This window comes from Halomonas sediminis, from assembly GCF_044871105.1.
Classification (GTDB): domain Bacteria; phylum Pseudomonadota; class Gammaproteobacteria; order Pseudomonadales; family Halomonadaceae; genus Vreelandella; species Vreelandella zhuhanensis.
Window position 1 is genome coordinate 3091144 of the sequence record NZ_CP085246.1, and the last position, 17612, is coordinate 3108755.

At 57.1% G+C, this 17612-nt stretch carries 15 protein-coding genes; 9 read left to right on the top strand and 6 right to left on the bottom strand.

What is annotated here, in order from left to right:
• Positions 1–3: 3 nt before the first annotated feature.
• From LG290_RS14585 to LG290_RS14595, 3 genes are read left to right on the top strand one after another with little or no spacing between them, the layout of a single operon-like run.
• Positions 4–180, top strand: a complete 177-nt coding sequence (locus LG290_RS14585) for a hypothetical protein (protein WP_181870735.1) — start codon at positions 4–6, stop codon at positions 178–180.
• Entirely contained in the window at positions 170–3082 is a 2913-nt protein-coding gene (locus tag LG290_RS14590; protein ID WP_499835413.1) for an ATP-binding protein, read from the top strand. The genes LG290_RS14585 and LG290_RS14590 overlap by 11 nt, the downstream gene beginning before the upstream one ends.
• A gap of 16 nt (positions 3083–3098) precedes the next feature.
• Positions 3099–4475 carry a sigma-54-dependent transcriptional regulator gene (locus tag LG290_RS14595; RefSeq protein WP_499835414.1) on the top strand — a complete coding sequence of 459 codons (1377 nt, stop codon included), beginning with the start codon at positions 3099–3101 and terminating at the stop codon, positions 4473–4475.
• 571 nt (positions 4476–5046) lie between these two features.
• Here LG290_RS14595 and LG290_RS14600 read toward each other — a convergent pair.
• Positions 5047–5226: a hypothetical protein gene (locus LG290_RS14600; protein WP_499835415.1), complete on the bottom strand. Its 180-nt coding sequence runs from the start codon at positions 5224–5226 to the stop codon at positions 5047–5049.
• Positions 5227–5322: 96 nt separating this feature from the next.
• Between LG290_RS14600 and pcnB the strand changes: the two genes are divergently transcribed.
• From pcnB to LG290_RS14630, 6 genes are all read left to right on the top strand, one after another.
• The gene (gene pcnB, locus LG290_RS14605) at positions 5323–6717 is read left to right on the top strand and encodes a polynucleotide adenylyltransferase PcnB (protein WP_160418049.1); all 1395 of its coding nucleotides are present in this window, start codon (positions 5323–5325) and stop codon (positions 6715–6717) included.
• Between the two features lie 5 nt (positions 6718–6722).
• Positions 6723–7253: a 2-amino-4-hydroxy-6-hydroxymethyldihydropteridine diphosphokinase gene (gene folK / locus LG290_RS14610; RefSeq protein WP_499835416.1), complete on the top strand. Its 531-nt coding sequence runs from the start codon at positions 6723–6725 to the stop codon at positions 7251–7253.
• Between the two features lie 97 nt (positions 7254–7350).
• Positions 7351–8142, top strand: a complete 792-nt coding sequence (gene panB, locus LG290_RS14615) for a 3-methyl-2-oxobutanoate hydroxymethyltransferase (RefSeq protein ID WP_499835417.1) — start codon at positions 7351–7353, stop codon at positions 8140–8142.
• Between the two features lie 112 nt (positions 8143–8254).
• A complete protein-coding gene (gene panC, locus LG290_RS14620; protein ID WP_499835418.1) occupies positions 8255–9157 on the top strand; it encodes a pantoate--beta-alanine ligase in 903 nt (300 codons plus the stop codon).
• 11 nt (positions 9158–9168) lie between these two features.
• Positions 9169–9549 (top strand): aspartate 1-decarboxylase, encoded by a 381-nt coding sequence (panD, locus tag LG290_RS14625; RefSeq protein ID WP_499835419.1) that lies wholly within the window; start codon positions 9169–9171, stop codon positions 9547–9549.
• A gap of 177 nt (positions 9550–9726) precedes the next feature.
• Positions 9727–10905 carry an acetyl-CoA C-acetyltransferase gene (locus LG290_RS14630; protein ID WP_499835420.1) on the top strand — a complete coding sequence of 393 codons (1179 nt, stop codon included), beginning with the start codon at positions 9727–9729 and terminating at the stop codon, positions 10903–10905.
• Positions 10906–11023: 118 nt separating this feature from the next.
• Here LG290_RS14630 and pnp read toward each other — a convergent pair whose 3' ends face one another.
• The 5 genes from pnp to infB all read right to left on the bottom strand — a co-directional run bounded on the left by pnp (position 11024) and on the right by infB (position 17608).
• On the bottom strand, positions 11024–13171 hold the full coding sequence (gene pnp / locus LG290_RS14635; RefSeq protein WP_499835421.1) for a polyribonucleotide nucleotidyltransferase: 2148 nt from the start codon (positions 13169–13171) through the stop codon (positions 11024–11026).
• Positions 13172–13326: 155 nt separating this feature from the next.
• Positions 13327–13596, bottom strand: a complete 270-nt coding sequence (gene rpsO / locus LG290_RS14640; RefSeq protein WP_499835422.1) for a 30S ribosomal protein S15 — start codon at positions 13594–13596, stop codon at positions 13327–13329.
• 106 nt (positions 13597–13702) lie between these two features.
• Positions 13703–14623 (bottom strand): tRNA pseudouridine(55) synthase TruB, encoded by a 921-nt coding sequence (truB, locus tag LG290_RS14645; protein ID WP_499835423.1) that lies wholly within the window; start codon positions 14621–14623, stop codon positions 13703–13705.
• Complete coding sequence (gene rbfA / locus LG290_RS14650) at positions 14623–15039, bottom strand: 30S ribosome-binding factor RbfA (protein WP_499835424.1); 417 nt, start codon at positions 15037–15039, stop codon at positions 14623–14625. The genes truB and rbfA overlap by 1 nt, the downstream gene beginning before the upstream one ends.
• A 19-nt stretch (positions 15040–15058) precedes the next feature.
• The gene (infB, locus tag LG290_RS14655) at positions 15059–17608 is read right to left on the bottom strand and encodes a translation initiation factor IF-2 (protein ID WP_499835425.1); all 2550 of its coding nucleotides are present in this window, start codon (positions 17606–17608) and stop codon (positions 15059–15061) included.
• Positions 17609–17612: the final 4 nt, after the last annotated feature.

Below are 17612 nucleotides of genomic sequence, written 5' to 3' on the forward strand. Positions count from 1 at the left end.
GCCATGTACGTGTATCGCATCATGTTATTTCTGGTATTCGGCGGTTATCTGCTCTCGCCCCTGTTGATGAATGGCTGGGGCGACCCGGATATCGCCTGGTACCGCCCCTTTGTTATCTGGGGGGGGTTGATCGCTTTGACGCTGTGGCTGGAACAGAAAAGGAAGCTCGATGAGCGTTGAGTTAGTCGGCCTTTTGCTGCTCGGTTTCGGATACCTTGTCTTACTGTTCGGCTGTGGCTTCGTCATCGAACGCGGCTGGGTACCGGTGCGTGTTGTCCGCCACCCGGTGGTCTATATCCTGGCAGTGGGGGTTTATGCCAGTGCCTGGGCGATTTATGGCAGTCTTGAGCTGGCTGCTCATGCCGGCTACGGTTATCTGGCGTATTACCTGGGTGCCGCCGGTGCCTTCCTGTTGGCACCGGTGTTACTGGTACCCATTCAGCGCATCACTCGCACCTATCAATTAGCATCCCTCGCCGACCTCTTTGCCTTTCGCTTTCGCTCACGCTGGGCCGGTTCCCTGGTAACGTTGGTCAGCCTGCTGGCAGTACTGCCCCTTCTGGCCTTGCAGGTGAAAATCCTGGGTGAAGCAACCCATCTCATGACGGGCAGCGACTCACCGGCCCTCATTGCCCTGTTATTCTGCGCTGCCATCGCTTTGTTCGCCGTGGTTTTCGGTGCCCGTCACAGCCAGCTTCATGCACGTCACGACACGCTTCTGGCAACGATCGCGCTTGAATCCATCGTCAAGCTTCTGGCCATGTTAGCGTTGGGCGGCATTGCCCTGTTTGGGGTATTCGACGGCCCAGGCGATCTGCAACAGTGGCTGGAAGGGCCGGGGCTGGCCTATCAAGCTGCCACACCTCAGCTGGAACCGGCTCAGTGGCGCACCTTGCTATTATTGTTCTTTGCCGCAGCCTTTCTGATGCCGCACCTGTTTCACATCACCTTTGCCGAAACGCTTTCCCGGCGCACTTTGCTGCAGGCGAGCTGGACTCTGCCGCTGTTCTTGCTGCTGATGGCGCTGCCGATTCCGCTGATTTTATGGGCCACTCAGGCACGCGGCACTTTCGATGTTTCCATCGCGGCCTATTCAGCTTTCGCCTTATCGGAAAGCTGGTGGGTGGGGGCGCTGGTGTTCATTGCCGGTCTGGCCGCCGCCAGCGGCACCATGATTATTATTTCCCTGGCACTTTCAGGCATGATCCTCAACCATGTGGTGCTGGTAGCTCACCCGCCCGAAGCCCGTGCCGATCTCTACGGCTGGCTGCGCTGGCTGCGTCGCGCCCTGATCGGTGCAGTGATTTTCGGTGGCTGGCTATTCTATCGCACCGTGGGAATGCACAATGACCTGACCACTCTGGGTCTGGTCGCCTTTGTGGGAATGGCCCAGTGCCTGCCCGGCATGCTGGCGTTGCTGTACTGGCCAGGAGCCAACCGTAAAGGCATGGTCAGCGGGTTATCGATAGGCGTGATGATATGGCTATGGGGGCTGTGGTTACCCTTATTGTTTCCGACAGTCATTCCGGCCTTTCCTGTTACGCCCCTGGCACCCGCCGATGCGCCGTTGTGGTATCACGTCACCTTGCTCGCCCTGGTCTTGAATATCATGGCATTGATTGTGGTGTCGCTATTTACCCGGACCTCCACAGGCGAAAAATCCGCCGCAGAAGCCTGTTCGGTGGACGCGGTGATTCGCTCCAAACGACTGCCACTAGATGCCGCCACGGCGAAGGACTTCCCCCAACACCTGGCTCAAGCCTTGGGTGACGAAGCCGCCCAACGTGAAGTCATTCGTGCATTGAAGGATCTGGGGTTAGCCGTTAATGAGCGCCGCCCTTATGCGCTGCGACGCCTAAGGGATCGAATTCAGGCCAATCTCTCCGGCTTGATGGGGCCGTCCGTGGCCCGTGATATCGTCGACCGCTACCTGCCTTATCGCCATGACGATCAGCCCGCCACCGATGATATACATTTCGTTGAAAGCCGCCTGGAAGCTTACCGCTCACGGCTAACCGGCCTGGCTAGGGAACTCGACGGCCTGCGTCGCCACCATCGTCGCACCCTTGCCTACCTACCTATCGGGCTCTGTGTGTTCGGCGATGATGAGGAATTGCTGATGTGGAACCAGGCCTTGACCGCCCTTTCCGGCATCGAGGGCGACAGTGTCATCGGCGCACGGCGAGACAGCCTCCCCACCCCCTGGGCGGAGTTGCTGGGTCAGGCCCTGGCACTGGATCATACCCCTCTCTACAAACAGGCCGTCACGCTGCATGGAAAAACTTACTTTCTGACACTGCATAAAGCGGTACTCAGCGACCATGATAGTCGCGGCGGCAGCGTCATACTCATCGAAGACCATACCGAGATGAAGTGGCTTGAAGATGAACTGGTCCATGCCGCCCGCCTGGCATCAATCGGTCAATTGGCCGCCGGCGTGGCTCACGAGATCGGCAATCCAATTACCGGGATTTCCTCACTGGCGCAGAACTTGCGCTATGACACCGACGACCCAGCGTTACTCGAGACCGCCGATCAGATCCAGCAACTTACTCAGCGAGTGACGCGAATCGTCAATTCCCTGGTAGGATTCGCCCATGGCGGGCGCCAGGCGACTCCCCTGCCGGTAGAACCCGTCGCCTTGTCGAGCATCACCGAAGACGCCTTGCACTTGATCCATCTGGCCCGGACGGGCGACGATGTCACATTCGAAAACAACTGCCCTGACCAGCTGGTGGTGCGCGGCGATGCACAGCGTCTGACTCAGGTAATGGTCAATCTATTGAGTAATGCCCGTGACGCCTGCCAGACACAAGGCCATATTCGTATTGAGGCCGGCGCTCAACACGCTCAAGCCTGGTGGCGGGTGACCGATAACGGCCAGGGTATCGACCCAAGGGTACGTGACCGTTTGTTCGAACCGTTCATTACCACCAAGGCCGCTGGCCAAGGTACCGGTCTGGGGCTCGCACTGGCTTATCAGATCGTGACCGAACACCAAGGCAAGATCGAGATTACCTCACCCCCTCTCGGCCATTCCCGTGGCACCGCCATTACGCTCTGGTTGCCGCTCTACTCATAGGATGATCAGCTCAGCGATGCGTCGAATACTGATTGTTGAAGATGAAGCGATTATTCGCAGCGCGCTCAAGCGATTGCTTGAGCGCCACGACTACCATGTCCAGGAAGTGGAAAGCGCGGAGGATGCCCAGGCCTTGGCGCTAAACCAATTTGACCTGATCATCAGCGACCTGCGCCTGCCCGGCGAACCGGGCACCAGCTTGATTACAGCCGCTGCTCCCGCACCGGTATTGATAATGACCAGCTACGCCAGCATGCGCTCGGCGGTGGATGCTCTGAAGCAAGGCGCAGTGGATTATATCGCCAAGCCGTTCGATCACGACGAGCTGCTCGAGACGGTTTCGCGGATCCTGCGCCAGCAGGCCATCCAGCACAGCGAGCCACCGGATGTTACCGATAAAGGAGGTGGCCGCCAGACCATGATCGGCGAATGCGTGGCCATGCAGCAGGTCTATACCCGTATTCGCAAGACCGCTCCTGCCGATGTCACGGTATTGATTCAGGGCGAATCGGGTACCGGCAAGGAACTGGTGGCTCGGGCGTTACACCAGCAAAGCAAGCGCGCCCGCGCGGCGCTGATCTGCGTCAATTGCGCCGCCATTCCGGAAACTCTGATCGAATCCGAGCTTTTCGGTCATGAAAAAGGCGCTTTTACCGGGGCCAGCGCCGCCCGTACCGGCCTGGTCGAAGCGGCCGATGGCGGCACCTTGTTTCTGGATGAAATCGGCGAACTGCCGCTGGATGCGCAGGCGCGTCTGCTGCGCGTGCTTCAGGAAGGCGAGATCCGCAAGATCGGTTCGGTGGAAACCCGGCATGTCGATGTCCGTCTGATCGCCGCCACCCATCGCGATCTGCGGGCATTGTCGAAAAGCGGTGAATTTCGCCTCGATCTGTATTACCGCTTGAATGTCATGCAGATTGACCTTCCCCCCTTACGGGAACGCGAGGATGATGTTTTGCAGATTGCCGACATTCTGTTGAGCAAGGCTTGCAAGCGTCATTCCCGTGAGGGGCTGCGCTTGTCCAAATCCGCACGCAGTGAACTCCAGGACTACCCTTGGCCAGGTAATGTGCGAGAGCTGGAAAACGCCCTGGAGCGTGGCGTCATTCTCGCCGAAGGCCATCTGATTCACACCGACGACCTTGGGCTTGCCCCCACAGGGCTATCCATGCGCCCGGCACCGGTTAGTTCGGCACCCACCAGCCCAACGGAGCCTCCCAACGAGGATGACCTCTCGCTGGAGGATTACTTCCAGCACTTTGTGTTGGAGCATCAGGATCAAATGAGTGAAACGGAGCTCGCCCAAAAGCTGGGAATCAGCCGCAAGAATTTGTGGGAGCGCCGCCAACGTCTAGGCATACCTCGCAAGAAGACGGCTCGAAGACCTACTTGATGCTTGTCGTAACAACTTTTGTAATGAATGACTTAATATTTATTTAGACCAAAGTCTAAATAACTGATCTATAAACGTAGTTTTCCTCTAGTGTTACTTCGTAACTGTTACCTTCCCACACATCGATTGCCAAAAGCACCGATTCGGCGGTAACACTATTGCTCTTCTCATTGTTCAGCCTGACCCATAAAAATTTAACCAATTGAAATATATTGATAAAAAAATACATGGCACAGGGCCTGCAGTATTACTAGGTAAGAAAAACAACCCGGGCATAGCGGCAGTCCTCTCACAATAACAACAGGACAACACCCGCCGGTTTGAACACCAACAATAACAATGCTTCAAGCCTTTTGAGATAGCGGCGCCAACAAGAACAACCGCCAATGCCATCTCGACGATCACTTGTCCGCGCCAATGTGTGCGGCTAATAACAACAACAAGTCCAACAAGTGAGTGGCCCGATAATCAGAATACGATGTACAGCGAGACGTCCAATAACAACAAGCGTCTCAATAAGTACCTACCGGTAACAAAAACAACTCGCCGGGAGAAAAACATCGTAGTTGGTTTATTGTTTTGAATACGAGACGGTCGGATCAATAGCAATAATGACTTTTCCTGACTGTGGTGCGTATTCAGGGCGATGCCCATCACAAAGAAAAACACCGGCATGGACGCCGAGCAACCACTTGATAGGGGAGGCCCAAAAGCCTCCCTTTTGTGCGTTTGGCGTCTTGGTTTTTGTCACTGCGTGCCTCCCGCACTTTGCAAGGCATTGGGGGTCGGCTACACTCAGCGCCCTGCATCGTTTATTTTTCTGCACTCTGCGAGTCGACAACGCCGCATGTTCAAAGGATTTACCCGTTTTCTACAAAGCCCGAGTGGGCGCCTAAAGTCGCTGTTCGAGCCCCAGGAGAGCCCATCCGGCCCCATGGTTCCCCAAGTGATTCCTCGTGACGAGCACCCCGTCTCACGTCAACATTTCAGTGAGGCCGCGCTCAAGGTGCTTTATCGCCTAGATAGTGCAGGCTTCGGTGCCTACTTGGTGGGCGGCTGCATTCGTGACGCCCTCTTGGGTAAAATGCCGAAGGATTTTGATGTTGCCACTAATGCCACACCTGAACAGGTACGGGATTTATTTCGCAACTCACGCTTGATCGGTCGTCGCTTTCGTATTGTGCATGTGCGCTTCGGTCGTGAAGTGATCGAGGTCACTACCTTCCGTGGCAAGCCGAGTGATGATCATGGCAACCACATCGCCCATCAATCCGAGAATGGCTTGCTGCTGCGAGACAATGTCTGGGGAGATATCCAGGAAGATGCCATACGCCGCGACTTCACCATAAATGCCCTGTACTACAACATTGCCGATTTCTCGATTCACGACTTCGCTGGCGGCGTGCACGACATCGAAACCCGTACGCTGCGATTGATTGGCGATCCGGCCACGCGCTATCGCGAAGATCCGGTACGCATGCTGCGCGCCGTCCGCTTTGCCGCCAAGCTCGATTTCCATATCGCTGCCGATAGTGAAGCACCTATCCATGAACTGGCGCCGCTGTTGTTGCAGATTCCCCCGGCACGCCTGTTCGATGAAGTGCTCAAGTTATTCATGGCGGGGCATGGTTTGGCGACATTCCGACTGCTTAGCCATTACGGCTTGTTTGCCATGCTCTTCCCCGAAGCTGAAGAAGCCATGGTCGACTTGCCTTGGGCAGAGCCCTTGATCGAACAGGCGCTCCAGAACACCGACAAGCGCATTGCCGAAAATCGACCGGTCACACCGGCGTTTTTGCTTGCCGCCTTTTTATGGGCGCCGGTAGTCCAACGCCTGGCCGAGCTGGAAAATAGCGGTATGCCGCCGATCCCGGCCCTGCAAGCGGCTGCGCAACAGGTTATTTCGCGCCAACTGCATCACACCTCGATTCCCAAACGTTTCGGCATGCCGATGCGCGATATCTGGGAGTTGCAACAACGTCTCCCCCTACGCCGGGGCAAGCGTGCCTTTCAGACTCGCGAGCATCCACGCTTTCGTGCCGCCTATGACCTCTTGCTGCTGCGTGAACAAGCCGGTGAGCTGGAACCGGGGCTAGGTGATTGGTGGACGGCATTTCAGCAAGGCGACGAGCATGAGCAGCGCCGCTTACTGCAAAAGGTGGGAGGCGATCCCGCCAGCCAAGGCTCGGGCCAACGTAAACGTCGGCGACGCCGTAAGCCACGCCCCACTCAGGACAGCTGATCGCGGTGAGTCCTACTTTTCCTCATTGTGCCTATATCGGCCTGGGCAGCAACCTGGATGACCCCCGCGCTCGGGTTATCCAGGCCTTGGAGGCGCTGAACCGGCTACCCCTCACCTCCCTGGTAAAAGCCTCACAGCTTTACCTTAGCCGCCCGGTCGGCCCACAGGATCAACCAGACTTCATCAATGCCGTAGCGGCCCTTCACACCCGGCTTTCGCCCCTGGCATTGCTGGATCAGTTACAGGCGCTGGAGCAACAGCATCGACGTCGGCGTACGCGCCACTGGGGGCCCCGCACCCTGGATCTCGACCTTTTGCTGTTTGATACACAGGAACTAGCCTTGCCGCGGCTTTGCGTCCCTCATCCCCACATCCAGCAGCGCGGTTTTGTCCTGTTACCCCTGCAGGAAATCGCCCCCACTCTGTCGATCGGCCAGTGTCCTTTACACGCTTGGCTGGCAGCACTCCCTCCCGAGGCAATACCCCAAGCGCTACCCCTGGACACACATCTCGACAGCGGTGGTGAATTCAGGTAACAATTGCCGGTTACGCTCCGAGTGCCATGTACATTCGGCTGGCGACTTCCATCACGCTCGGCTCCTTGCGCCGGCCTCAGAAAAACGAGAGCACGCCATGAAAACTGTCACCCTGAGCACATTGCAAGCGTTCAAGCGCGCTGGTGAGACGTTCAGCTGCCTGACCGCCTACGATGCCTCCTTTGCTCACGCTGCCAGTCACGCCGGTATAGAAGTACTGCTGGTGGGCGATTCCCTGGGCATGGTACTGCAAGGCCATACCAGCACCCTTCCGGTCACCCTGGACGATGTCTGCTATCACAGCCGCTGCGCCGCCCGTGGCAAAGGGGCGAGCCTGTTGATGGTGGATTTGCCGTTCATGAGCAACTCGAGCACCGAACGCTTGCTACAGGATGCGGCCGCATTGATGCGCACGGGTGCCGAGCTGGTCAAGGTGGAAGGCGAAGCCTGGATGGCCGATGGCGTTCGCGAATTGACTCGCCGCGGCGTTCCCGTCTGTGCCCACCTGGGGCTGACACCGCAGTCTGTCTACCAACTGGGAGGCTATAAGGTGCAGGGCCGCGAATCTGAGCAAGCCGGGCAGATTCTTGCCGATGCCCGCATCCTGGTAGAGGCCGGTGCGTCGGTGATTCTGCTGGAATGCGTCCCCGCGAGCTTGGGCAAGGCGATAACCGAGGCGCTGGATGTACCGGTTATCGGTATCGGTGCCGGTCCTGATGTCGACGGCCAAATCCTGGTGATGCACGACGTTCTTGGGGTGACCCACGGCAAGACCCCGCGTTTCGTTAAAAACTTCCTCCAGGAAGGCGGGTCTATTCAGCAAGCGTTCAAGGCCTATCATCAGGCTGTCAAGGCACGAACCTTTCCGGCGCCTGAACATTGTTTTTAAGGCCGCTTTTAAGAGCGTTTTTTAGATCGTTCCTGTGAGCGTGTTTGAGACTGCTTGCAAGAACGTTGCTGAGCATATGCCTTTTCAAGGTTTTCACTCCTAGGAGCCTTTGATGCGTACCTTGCGAGACATTCAAGCCTTGCGTGATGCCCTCGGTGAATACCGTCGTCGCGGACAACGCATTGCCTTGGTGCCTACCATGGGCAACTTGCATGCGGGACACCTCGCCTTGGTGGAGCGTGCTCGCCAACATGCCGATGTGGTAGTGTCCAGCCTGTTTGTCAATCCCATGCAGTTTGGACCGGGCGAAGATCTCGATGCCTACCCGCGCACTTTCGAGGCCGATCAGACCCAACTCGAAGCCGCCGGTTGCGATGTGCTGTTTGCTCCGACGACCACGACTCTCTACCCTGATGGGCTAGAGGGACAGACGCGCGTGCATGTCACCGAGGTTAGTCAAGGGTTGTGCGGTGGTTCACGTCCCGGTCACTTTGACGGCGTCTCGACGGTGGTCACGATGCTCTTCAATCTGGTGCAGCCGGATGTGGCTTGCTTTGGTGAAAAGGATTACCAACAGCTTGCAGTGATTCGCAAATTGGTGCGCGACCTGCATCTGCCTATCGAGATTATCGGGGTACCGATCGTTCGCGCTGAAGACGGTTTGGCACTGTCGTCACGCAATGGTTATTTGAGCCTCGAACAGCGTGAGATCGCCACCAGGCTTTACCGCACCTTGTGCGATATGCGGACGGCGCTGGAAGCGGGCGACTCATTAAAAAAGGTACTACACCAAGGCTATTGCGCCCTGTATGATGCCGGCCTTACTCCCGATTATCTTGAGCTGCGCGATACCTTGCTCGGCCCTGTCGACGCCGAAACCCGGGAGGCCGTCTTGCTGGCGGCGGTACAGCTTGGGCCTACGCGCCTGATCGACAACCTCAGCCTGCGTTTACCCGAAACGCCTGTCGACACCACTGATACCACCCCAGGCGCAAACCCGCCCGGGTCGCAATAAAGGATATTTTCATGCATACCATTATGCTCAAGGCCAAGCTTCACATGGCCCGTGTAACGCACGCGGTACTCAATTACGAAGGTTCTTGTGCCGTTGACGGCGACTTGCTCGATATGGCCGGCATTCGTGAAAACGAACAGATCCAGATCTACAATGTGGAAAATGGTGAGCGTTTCACCACCTATGCCATTCGCGGTGAAGAAGGTTCACGGATGATTTCCATCAATGGCGCCGCCGCCCACTTGGCCAGCCCCGGCCACCGGGTAATCATCTGCAGTTACGCTCACTACAGTGAAGCGGAGCTGGATGCTCATCAACCCGCCCTGGTGTATTTACAGGAAGGCAATGTGGTCAGCCACACCAGTAACGCAATTCCGATACAGCTAGCGTAACTCCCCGGTTTTGCTTCCCTTTACGGGCCGACGTTGTCGGCCCGTTTTGCGTTACACGATGTAAACGAAAAGCTTATTGTCGCACTGCACTACCCTCCCCTATGCTGACAGGGTAATGTCACTAATCGGGCAGCCGCCCTCCGGCCTGTCTGCTCTATCCTGTTGAGGAGTTATGTTATGCAAGAAGTGGTAATTGTAGCCGCCCGCCGTACCGCTATCGGCACTTTCGGCGGCTCTCTCGCCGGTATTCCTGCTAGCGACCTAGGCGCGCTCGTAATCAAGGATATCCTGGCTTCTACCGGTGTTGCTCCCGACCAGGTGGATGAGGTCCTGCTGGGCCAGGTATTAACGGCGGGTGTCGGCCAAAACCCGGCACGCCAGGCTTCTATCAAGGGCGGATTGCCTGACAGTGTTCCAGCCATGACCATCAACAAGGTATGTGGTTCCGGCTTGAAAGCATTGCACTTGGCGACCCAGGCAATTCGCTGTGGCGATGCTGACTTGATTCTGGCTGGTGGCCAGGAAAACATGAGCCTCTCGCCCCATGTCCTGCCCAATTCACGCACCGGTCAGCGCATGGGCGATTGGAAAGCCCTCGATACCATGGTGCACGATGGACTGTGGGATGCTTTTAATAATTATCATATGGGCATTACTGCCGAAAATCTGGCAGAGAAATACGGGATCACCCGTGAGCAGATGGACGAATTTGCCGCAGCGTCCCAACACAATGCGGCCCAGGCGATCAAGGAAGGTCGGTTCAAGGGCCAGATCGTGCCGGTGGAGATTCCCCAACGCAAAGGCGACCCGGTCGTGTTCGATACCGATGAAGGGCCACGCGAAGTAACGGCGGAAAAACTCGGCGGCATGCGCCCGGCCTTCAAGAAAGACGGCGCGGTGACTGCAGGTAATGCCTCTTCGATCAATGATGGCGCTGCCGTGGCCATGCTCTGCTCGGCGGAAAAGGCCAAGCAGCTGGGCCTTGAGCCGCTTGCGCGCATCGTCGCCTATTCCAATGCCGGCGTCGACCCGGCGATCATGGGCCTGGGTCCGGCACCCGCTACTCGCTTGTGCCTGAAAAAAGCCGGCTGGAGCCTGGATGACCTGGACCTGGTCGAAGCCAACGAAGCCTTCGCCGCTCAAGCCCTTTCAGTCAACAAGGAACTGGGCTGGAATACCGACAAGGTCAATGTCAATGGCGGTGCGATTGCCTTGGGTCATCCGATCGGCGCTTCCGGCTGCCGGGTACTGGTCAGCCTGCTGCACGAAATGATTGCGCGTGATGCCAAGAAAGGCCTGGCAACACTCTGTATCGGCGGTGGCCAAGGCGTGGCACTCGCCATCGAGCGCAACTAACACCAAGCGGCTAAGACTCGCCTAAAACAAAACGCCCGCGACAAGGTTAGTGAAACCTCATCGCGGGCGTTTTCTTACTGCGCTTTCTTGCAGCGTGGCTACATCCTAACGGTTAGAGTTATTCCGTTGTCGCCACACCTTCCGCGTCGAAAGCCGTCTTTTCTTCTTCGGTGATTTCCTTGATCGAGAGCTTTACCCGGTTACGGTTATCGATGTCGAGCACCTTGACCACGACATTATCACCCTCGTTGAGGTATTCGCGCACATCATTGACCCGTTCCGGCACGATCTGGGAGATATGCACCAGACCGTCGGTACCCGGCATGATGTTGACGAAAGCACCAAAATCGGCAATACGCACGACCTTGCCCATATAGAGCTTGCCGATTTCCGCTTCTGCGGTGATTTCCAATACCGTGTCGATGGCACGTTGCGCAGCGGCCTTGTCTTCCGCGTAAATACGCACACTGCCGTCATCGTCGAGGTCGATGGAGGCACCGGTATCTTCACAGATCTTGCGAATGGTCGCGCCGCCCTTGCCAATCACGTCACGGATCTTGTCCGGCGCGATCTTGATGGTGGCCATCGAGGGAGCATTGTCGGACACATCGGTACGGCTCTGGCCAATGACGAGGCTCATCTGGTCGAGAATCTGCAAACGCGCCGTATTTGCCTGTTGCAGCGCGGTCTCCATGATTTCTTCGTTGATGCCTTCGATCTTGATGTCCATCTGCAGCGCGGTCACGCCTTCAGCGGAACCGGCCACCTTGAAATCCATGTCGCCCAGATGGTCTTCATCACCCAGGATATCGGTGAGTACCGCAAAACCATCGGCATCTTTCACCAACCCCATGGCGATACCGGCTACCGGCGCCTTGAGCGGCACCCCGGCATCCATCAGCGCCAGAGAGGTACCACACACCGAGGCCATCGAGCTTGAGCCGTTAGATTCGGTGATTTCCGACACCACACGAATGGTATAGGGGAAAGCCTCTTCCGAGGGCAGCATTGCCTGCACGCCCCGGCGAGCTAGACGACCGTGTCCGATTTCACGACGCTTGGGCCCACCCATGAAGCCCGCTTCGCCCACGCAATAAGGGGGGAAGTTGTAGTGCAGCATGAAGCGATCCTTACGCTCGCCTTCCAGTGATTCGATCAGCTGAGAGTCGCGCAAAGTGCCTAGAGTGGCAATTGCGATCGCCTGAGTTTCACCTCGGGTGAAAATGGCCGACCCATGTGCCTTGGGCAGCGCACCAACTTCAATGGCCAACGGACGAACGGTAAAGTTGTCACGACCATCGATGCGCGGTTCGCCTTTGATGACACGCGAGCGCACCACCCGCTTTTCAAGAGCGGAAAAGGCGGAAGCAACGTCTTCGGCACTGAAAGCGCTTTCTTCTCCAGCCAGGACTTCGATAGCCTGGGCCTTGAAAGCACTTAACGCATCCTGGCGCGCCATCTTGTCGATAATGCGATAGGCTTCACCGACCTTGGCTTCAAAGGCATCGGCAACGGCGGCTTTCAGAGCGACGTTTTCTTCCGCCGGCTGCCAACCCCACTTGGGCTTACCCGCTTCGGCCGTCAGTTCCTTGATGGCACTGATAGCGATCTGCATTTCCTGATGAGCGTACAAGACGGCGCCCAACATCTCGTCTTCGAGTAGCTCCTGGGCTTCCGATTCCACCATCAGGACAGCTTTTTCAGTACCCGCCACCACCATGTTCAGCTCGGAGGAGGCCAGTTCTTCCACTGTCGGGTTGAGAAAGTAACCCTGCTCTTCGTTCAAGCCCACGCGTGCCGCGCCGATCGGCCCATTGAACGGCACACCGGCAATCATCAACGCCGCCGAAGTGCCCAGCAGCGCGGCAATATCGGGGTCGTGATTACGATCCGTCGAAAGCACCGTACAGATCACCTGAACTTCGTTCATGAAGCCTTTGGGAAACAGCGGACGAATCGGGCGGTCGATCAATCGCGATGTCAGGGTTTCTTTCTCGGTCGGGCGACCTTCACGCTTGAAGAAACCGCCAGGAATCTTGCCTACCGCGTAGGTTTTTTCCTGATAGTGGACCGACAGCGGAAAGAACGGCTGAGAGGGCTTGGCTTCTTTCTTGGCTACGACCGTACACAACACCACGGTATCATCCATGGTGACCATGACAGCGCCAGTGGCTTGACGGGCGATACGCCCGGTTTCGAGAGTAACGGTACTACGACCGTACTGGAACGTTTTCTTGACCGGATTCACGGCGACTTCCTTCAGCATTATCGATATCTACTTGTCTATTCTGTTTGGTCGTTTTGACTCTCGTCATTCTAGGCGCTGTAGCGCCCGAGGGCTACCATCGTTGCTCACCACCCCCATAGCAAAACGGGCAACCCCTTGGGGTTGCCCGTTTTGGTACCTCGGCTGCGTGCTGTTTAGCGACGCAGACCCAGACGCTGGATCAACGCTTGATAACGCGCCAGATCCTTACGCTTGAGGTAATCCAGCAGCTTACGACGCTGGTTAACCATACGGATCAGGCCACGACGAGAGTGGTGATCCTGCTTGTTGGTCTTGAAGTGATCCTGCAGGCCATTGATGTTGGCGCTCAAGAGTGCGACTTGCACTTCAGGGGAACCGGTATCGTTGTCGCCGCGTGCGAAATCGTTGACGATTTCGGCTTTCTGTTCAGCGGTCAGTGCCATCTGTTTCTCCAGTAAGCAATATGCCTAATAAATGAATGTGTGAGACCACGCATATTTGCAGTCTCAAGCGTGCTGTTCCATTTTACGTTCGTTGCCTGGCCCCATTTCAAGAAATGGCCACCGTACTCAACAAACGCTTGGGCGCGACTTCCTGTGCGCCCTTCACCACACCGAGACCGATAAAGGCCGCGTCATGGTAAAGTCTTGCCAGCTCACCCGAGCCTAACGGCAAGGTATCAAGCTGGGCACTCTGGCCATGGCTCAATCGAGCAGAGGCTTGAGCATCCACCGTCAATACCGGCAAATGCTCAACCAAGGCATCCACCGAAAGCAGCTGCGCTTCGCGCGCGGCCTGATCCGGTAGCGCCTCAAGGGCTTCAAGCGTCCACATGTGGTGCGCCGTGAAGGGGCCTGTCTTGAGCCTGCGCAGTGCGCTGATGTGCGCCCCGCAGCCCAAGGCATGCCCGATATCTTCAGCCAGGGTACGGATGTAAGTGCCCTTGCTGCAGTTGACTTCCAGCTCGAAAGCCAGCGCTTCACATGCCAGCAGGCGCGCATCATACACGCTTACGCGACGCGCTGCACGCTCGACCGTCTTGCCCTCACGGGCCAGTTCGTACAACTTGCGGCCCTGGTGCTTCAACGCCGAATACATCGGGGGAACTTGCTCGATTTCACCACGAAAACGCTCAAGCACCGCCTCTATTTCGGCATTTGCCAAGAGTGGCACCTTACACCGTTCGATGACCTCACCTTCGGCATCTCCGGTCTCGGTTATCACCCCTAGCTCGACACGGGTACGGTAAACCTTGTCGGCTTCCAGCAAGTGTGCAGAAAACTTGGTCGCCTCCCCCAGGCACACCGGCAGCAAGCCGGTCGCCATGGGATCGAGCGTGCCGGTGTGCCCCGCCTTTTGCGCCTGAAACAGGCGCCGAACACGTTGCAAGGCATGGTTGCTGGAAAGCCCTTTAGGCTTGTCCAGCAGCAGTACGCCATTCACTGGCAAACCGCGACGTTGACGCGCCACTAGCGAGTTTCCTCACTTTGCTCGGTGTCAGTATCATCCTCATCGCCTTGATAGCGTGCACGGTCAGTGGTGACGGCCTCATCAATCAGTGAAGAGAGATGCTGACCGCGTACCACGCTCTCGTCGTAGTGAAAGCGCAATTCCGGTACGTGGCGCAACTTGATGCGTTTAGCGACCTGGCTTCTCAGAAACCCGCCGGCACGCTTGAGTGCCTTCAGGTTTTCCTTGATGTCCTCATCGCTATTTTCACCTAGTAGCGTGATATAGACATCGGCGTAGCCCAGATCGCGGCTTACAGTCACACCACTGACAGTCACCATGCCCAGACGTGGGTCTTTCACTTCACGCTGGATGAGTACCGCCAGCTCCTTCTGGAGCTGGTCGGCGACTCTGTCGGTACGCTTGAATTCACGCATCGTTATCTCCCGCTAGGCGTTACAGGCTACGCTCGACTCTGATCTGGTCGAAGACTTCGATCTTGTCGCCGGCCTGAACATCGTTGTAGTTCTTCACCCCGATGCCGCACTCCATGCCGTTACGCACTTCCTGGACATCGTCCTTGAAGCGACGCAGCGATTCGAGCTCGCCTTCGTAGATGACGACGTTTTCACGCAACACACGAATCTTCTTGTTGCGATGCACGCTGCCTTCGACAACCATGCAGCCTGCCACGGCGCCAATCTTGGGTGCGCGGAACACATCACGCACTTCGGCGATACCGACGATCTCTTCCTTCCACTCGGGCGCGAGCATACCGCTCATCGCCTGCTTGACCTCGTCGATCAGCTGATAGATGACGCTGTAGTAGCGCAGATCCAAGCCTTCACGCTCGATGATCTCACGGGCCGCGACATCAGCACGCACATTGAAGCCGACCACGATAGCGTCACTGGCCAAGGCCAGGTTGGCATCGGTACCGGTGATACCACCCACACCGGAAGACACCACCGCCACTTCGACTTCATCGGTGGACAGCTCTTCAAGCGCGCCCTTGATCGCTTCCAGTGAGCCTTGAACGTCAGCCTTGAGCACGATGTTGACCTTGGCCACTTCATCCTGACCCATCTGGCTGAACATATTCTCCAGCTTGGATTTCTGCTGGCGTGCCAGGCGTACTTCGCGGTACTTGCCTTGACGGAAGTTGGCGACTTCACGCGCCTTTCTTTCGTCCGCGACGACCATGAAGTCATCACCGGCATCAGGTGTGCCGTCTAGCCCTTGAATTTCCACAGGCATTGCCGGGCCGACTTCCGCAACTTGTTTGCCAAGTTCGTTGGTCAGAGCACGTACGCGGCCGTAATGCAGGCCAGCCAGCACGATATCGCCCTTCTTCAAGGTACCGTTCTGTACCAGCACCGTGGCGACCGGGCCGCGGCCCTTGTCCAGGCGTGATTCGACCACCACACCTTTACCCGGCGCTTCCGGCACGGCTTTAAGCTCAAGCACTTCCGAGACCAGCTGAATGGCTTCCAGCAGTTCTTCGATGCCGTCACCGGTCTTGGCGGAGACATACACGAACTGCGTATCGCCACCCCACTCCTCAGAAATGACGCCGTGTTGCGACAATTCATTACGGATACGATCGAAATCGGCACCTGGCTTATCGATCTTGTTGACCGCCACCACCATGGGAACTTCGGCAGCCTTGGAATGCTCGATCGCCTCGACCGTTTGCGGCATAACGCCGTCATCGGCCGCCACTACCAGAATGACCACATCGGTTGCCTTGGCACCGCGAGCACGCATGGCGGTAAAGGCCGCGTGGCCGGGTGTATCCAGGAAGGTGACACCACCGTGCTGATCTTCAACATGGTAGGCACCGATATGCTGGGTAATACCGCCGGCTTCGCCGGTTGCCACCTTGGCGCGACGAATATGATCCAGCAAAGACGTCTTACCGTGATCAACGTGACCCATCACCGTGACCACCGGTGAACGAGTGATCTCTTCGCCTTCATAGGAGATGCCCGCGAGCATTTCAGTCTCGAGCGCATCGTCCTTGACCAGCTTGGCCTTGTGACCCATCTCTTCGACAACGACCGCAGCGGTGTCCTGATCGATAGTCTGATTGATGGTGACCGCGGCGCCCATATTGAACATCGCCTTGATCACTTCATTGGACTTGATCGACATCTTGTCCGCCAGCTCAGCAACGCTGATCGATTCAGGAATCGACACTTCACGCACGATCGGCTGCGTAGGCTTCTGGAAGCCATGCTTGCCGCCGCCCTGGCTGCCACCGCCACTGCGACGGCCACCACGACGCTCGGCGCGCTTGACTTTTTTAGCGCCGCCGCCCCGTTTGCGCTCTTCGCGATCACCACGGTCCTCGTCATCCCGATGCCCTTTCTTGGCTTTCGCCGCGGTCTTCTTGGGCGGTGCGGTACGACGGTCGCTGCGACCTTCCTTGGGCGGTGCCGGAGGCTGCTCCTCGGAAGGCTGATTGTCGTCAAGCTCGGGAACCGGCACCTCAGGTACTTCTTGAGATTTGGCAGTGGCGAGTCTCACGGCAGCCTCACGCGCTTCTTTCTCAGCGGCCTGAGCCTTGGCTTGCTCGGCTTCACGCACGCGAGCTTCTTCAGCGTCACGGACTTTCTTTTCAGCCTTGGCTTGCTGGGAATCCGCCATATCACCGACCAGCTGACGCGGTCCGCTATGTTTGGGTTCCGGTGCCTTGGGCTTTTCTTCCTCGTCACTCTTGACGTAAGTACGCTTCTTACGCACCTGAACTTCAATCGTCTTGCCACGTTCACCGGTTTTTATCCGGCTGCGCGTCTTACGGGTCAGCGTGACCCGATTCTTGCTGGCATCACTTTCATCACCATGACTTTTCTTCAGAAAACTCAGCAATTTATGCTTATCTTCTTCGGACACCACGGCGTTTTCAGACGCGTGTTCCAATCCGGCTTCTTTCATTTGTTCCAGCAGGCGGGGCACATCGCGGCCCACCTTTGCTGCAAAATCTTTTACTGTCATATCTGACATCTCG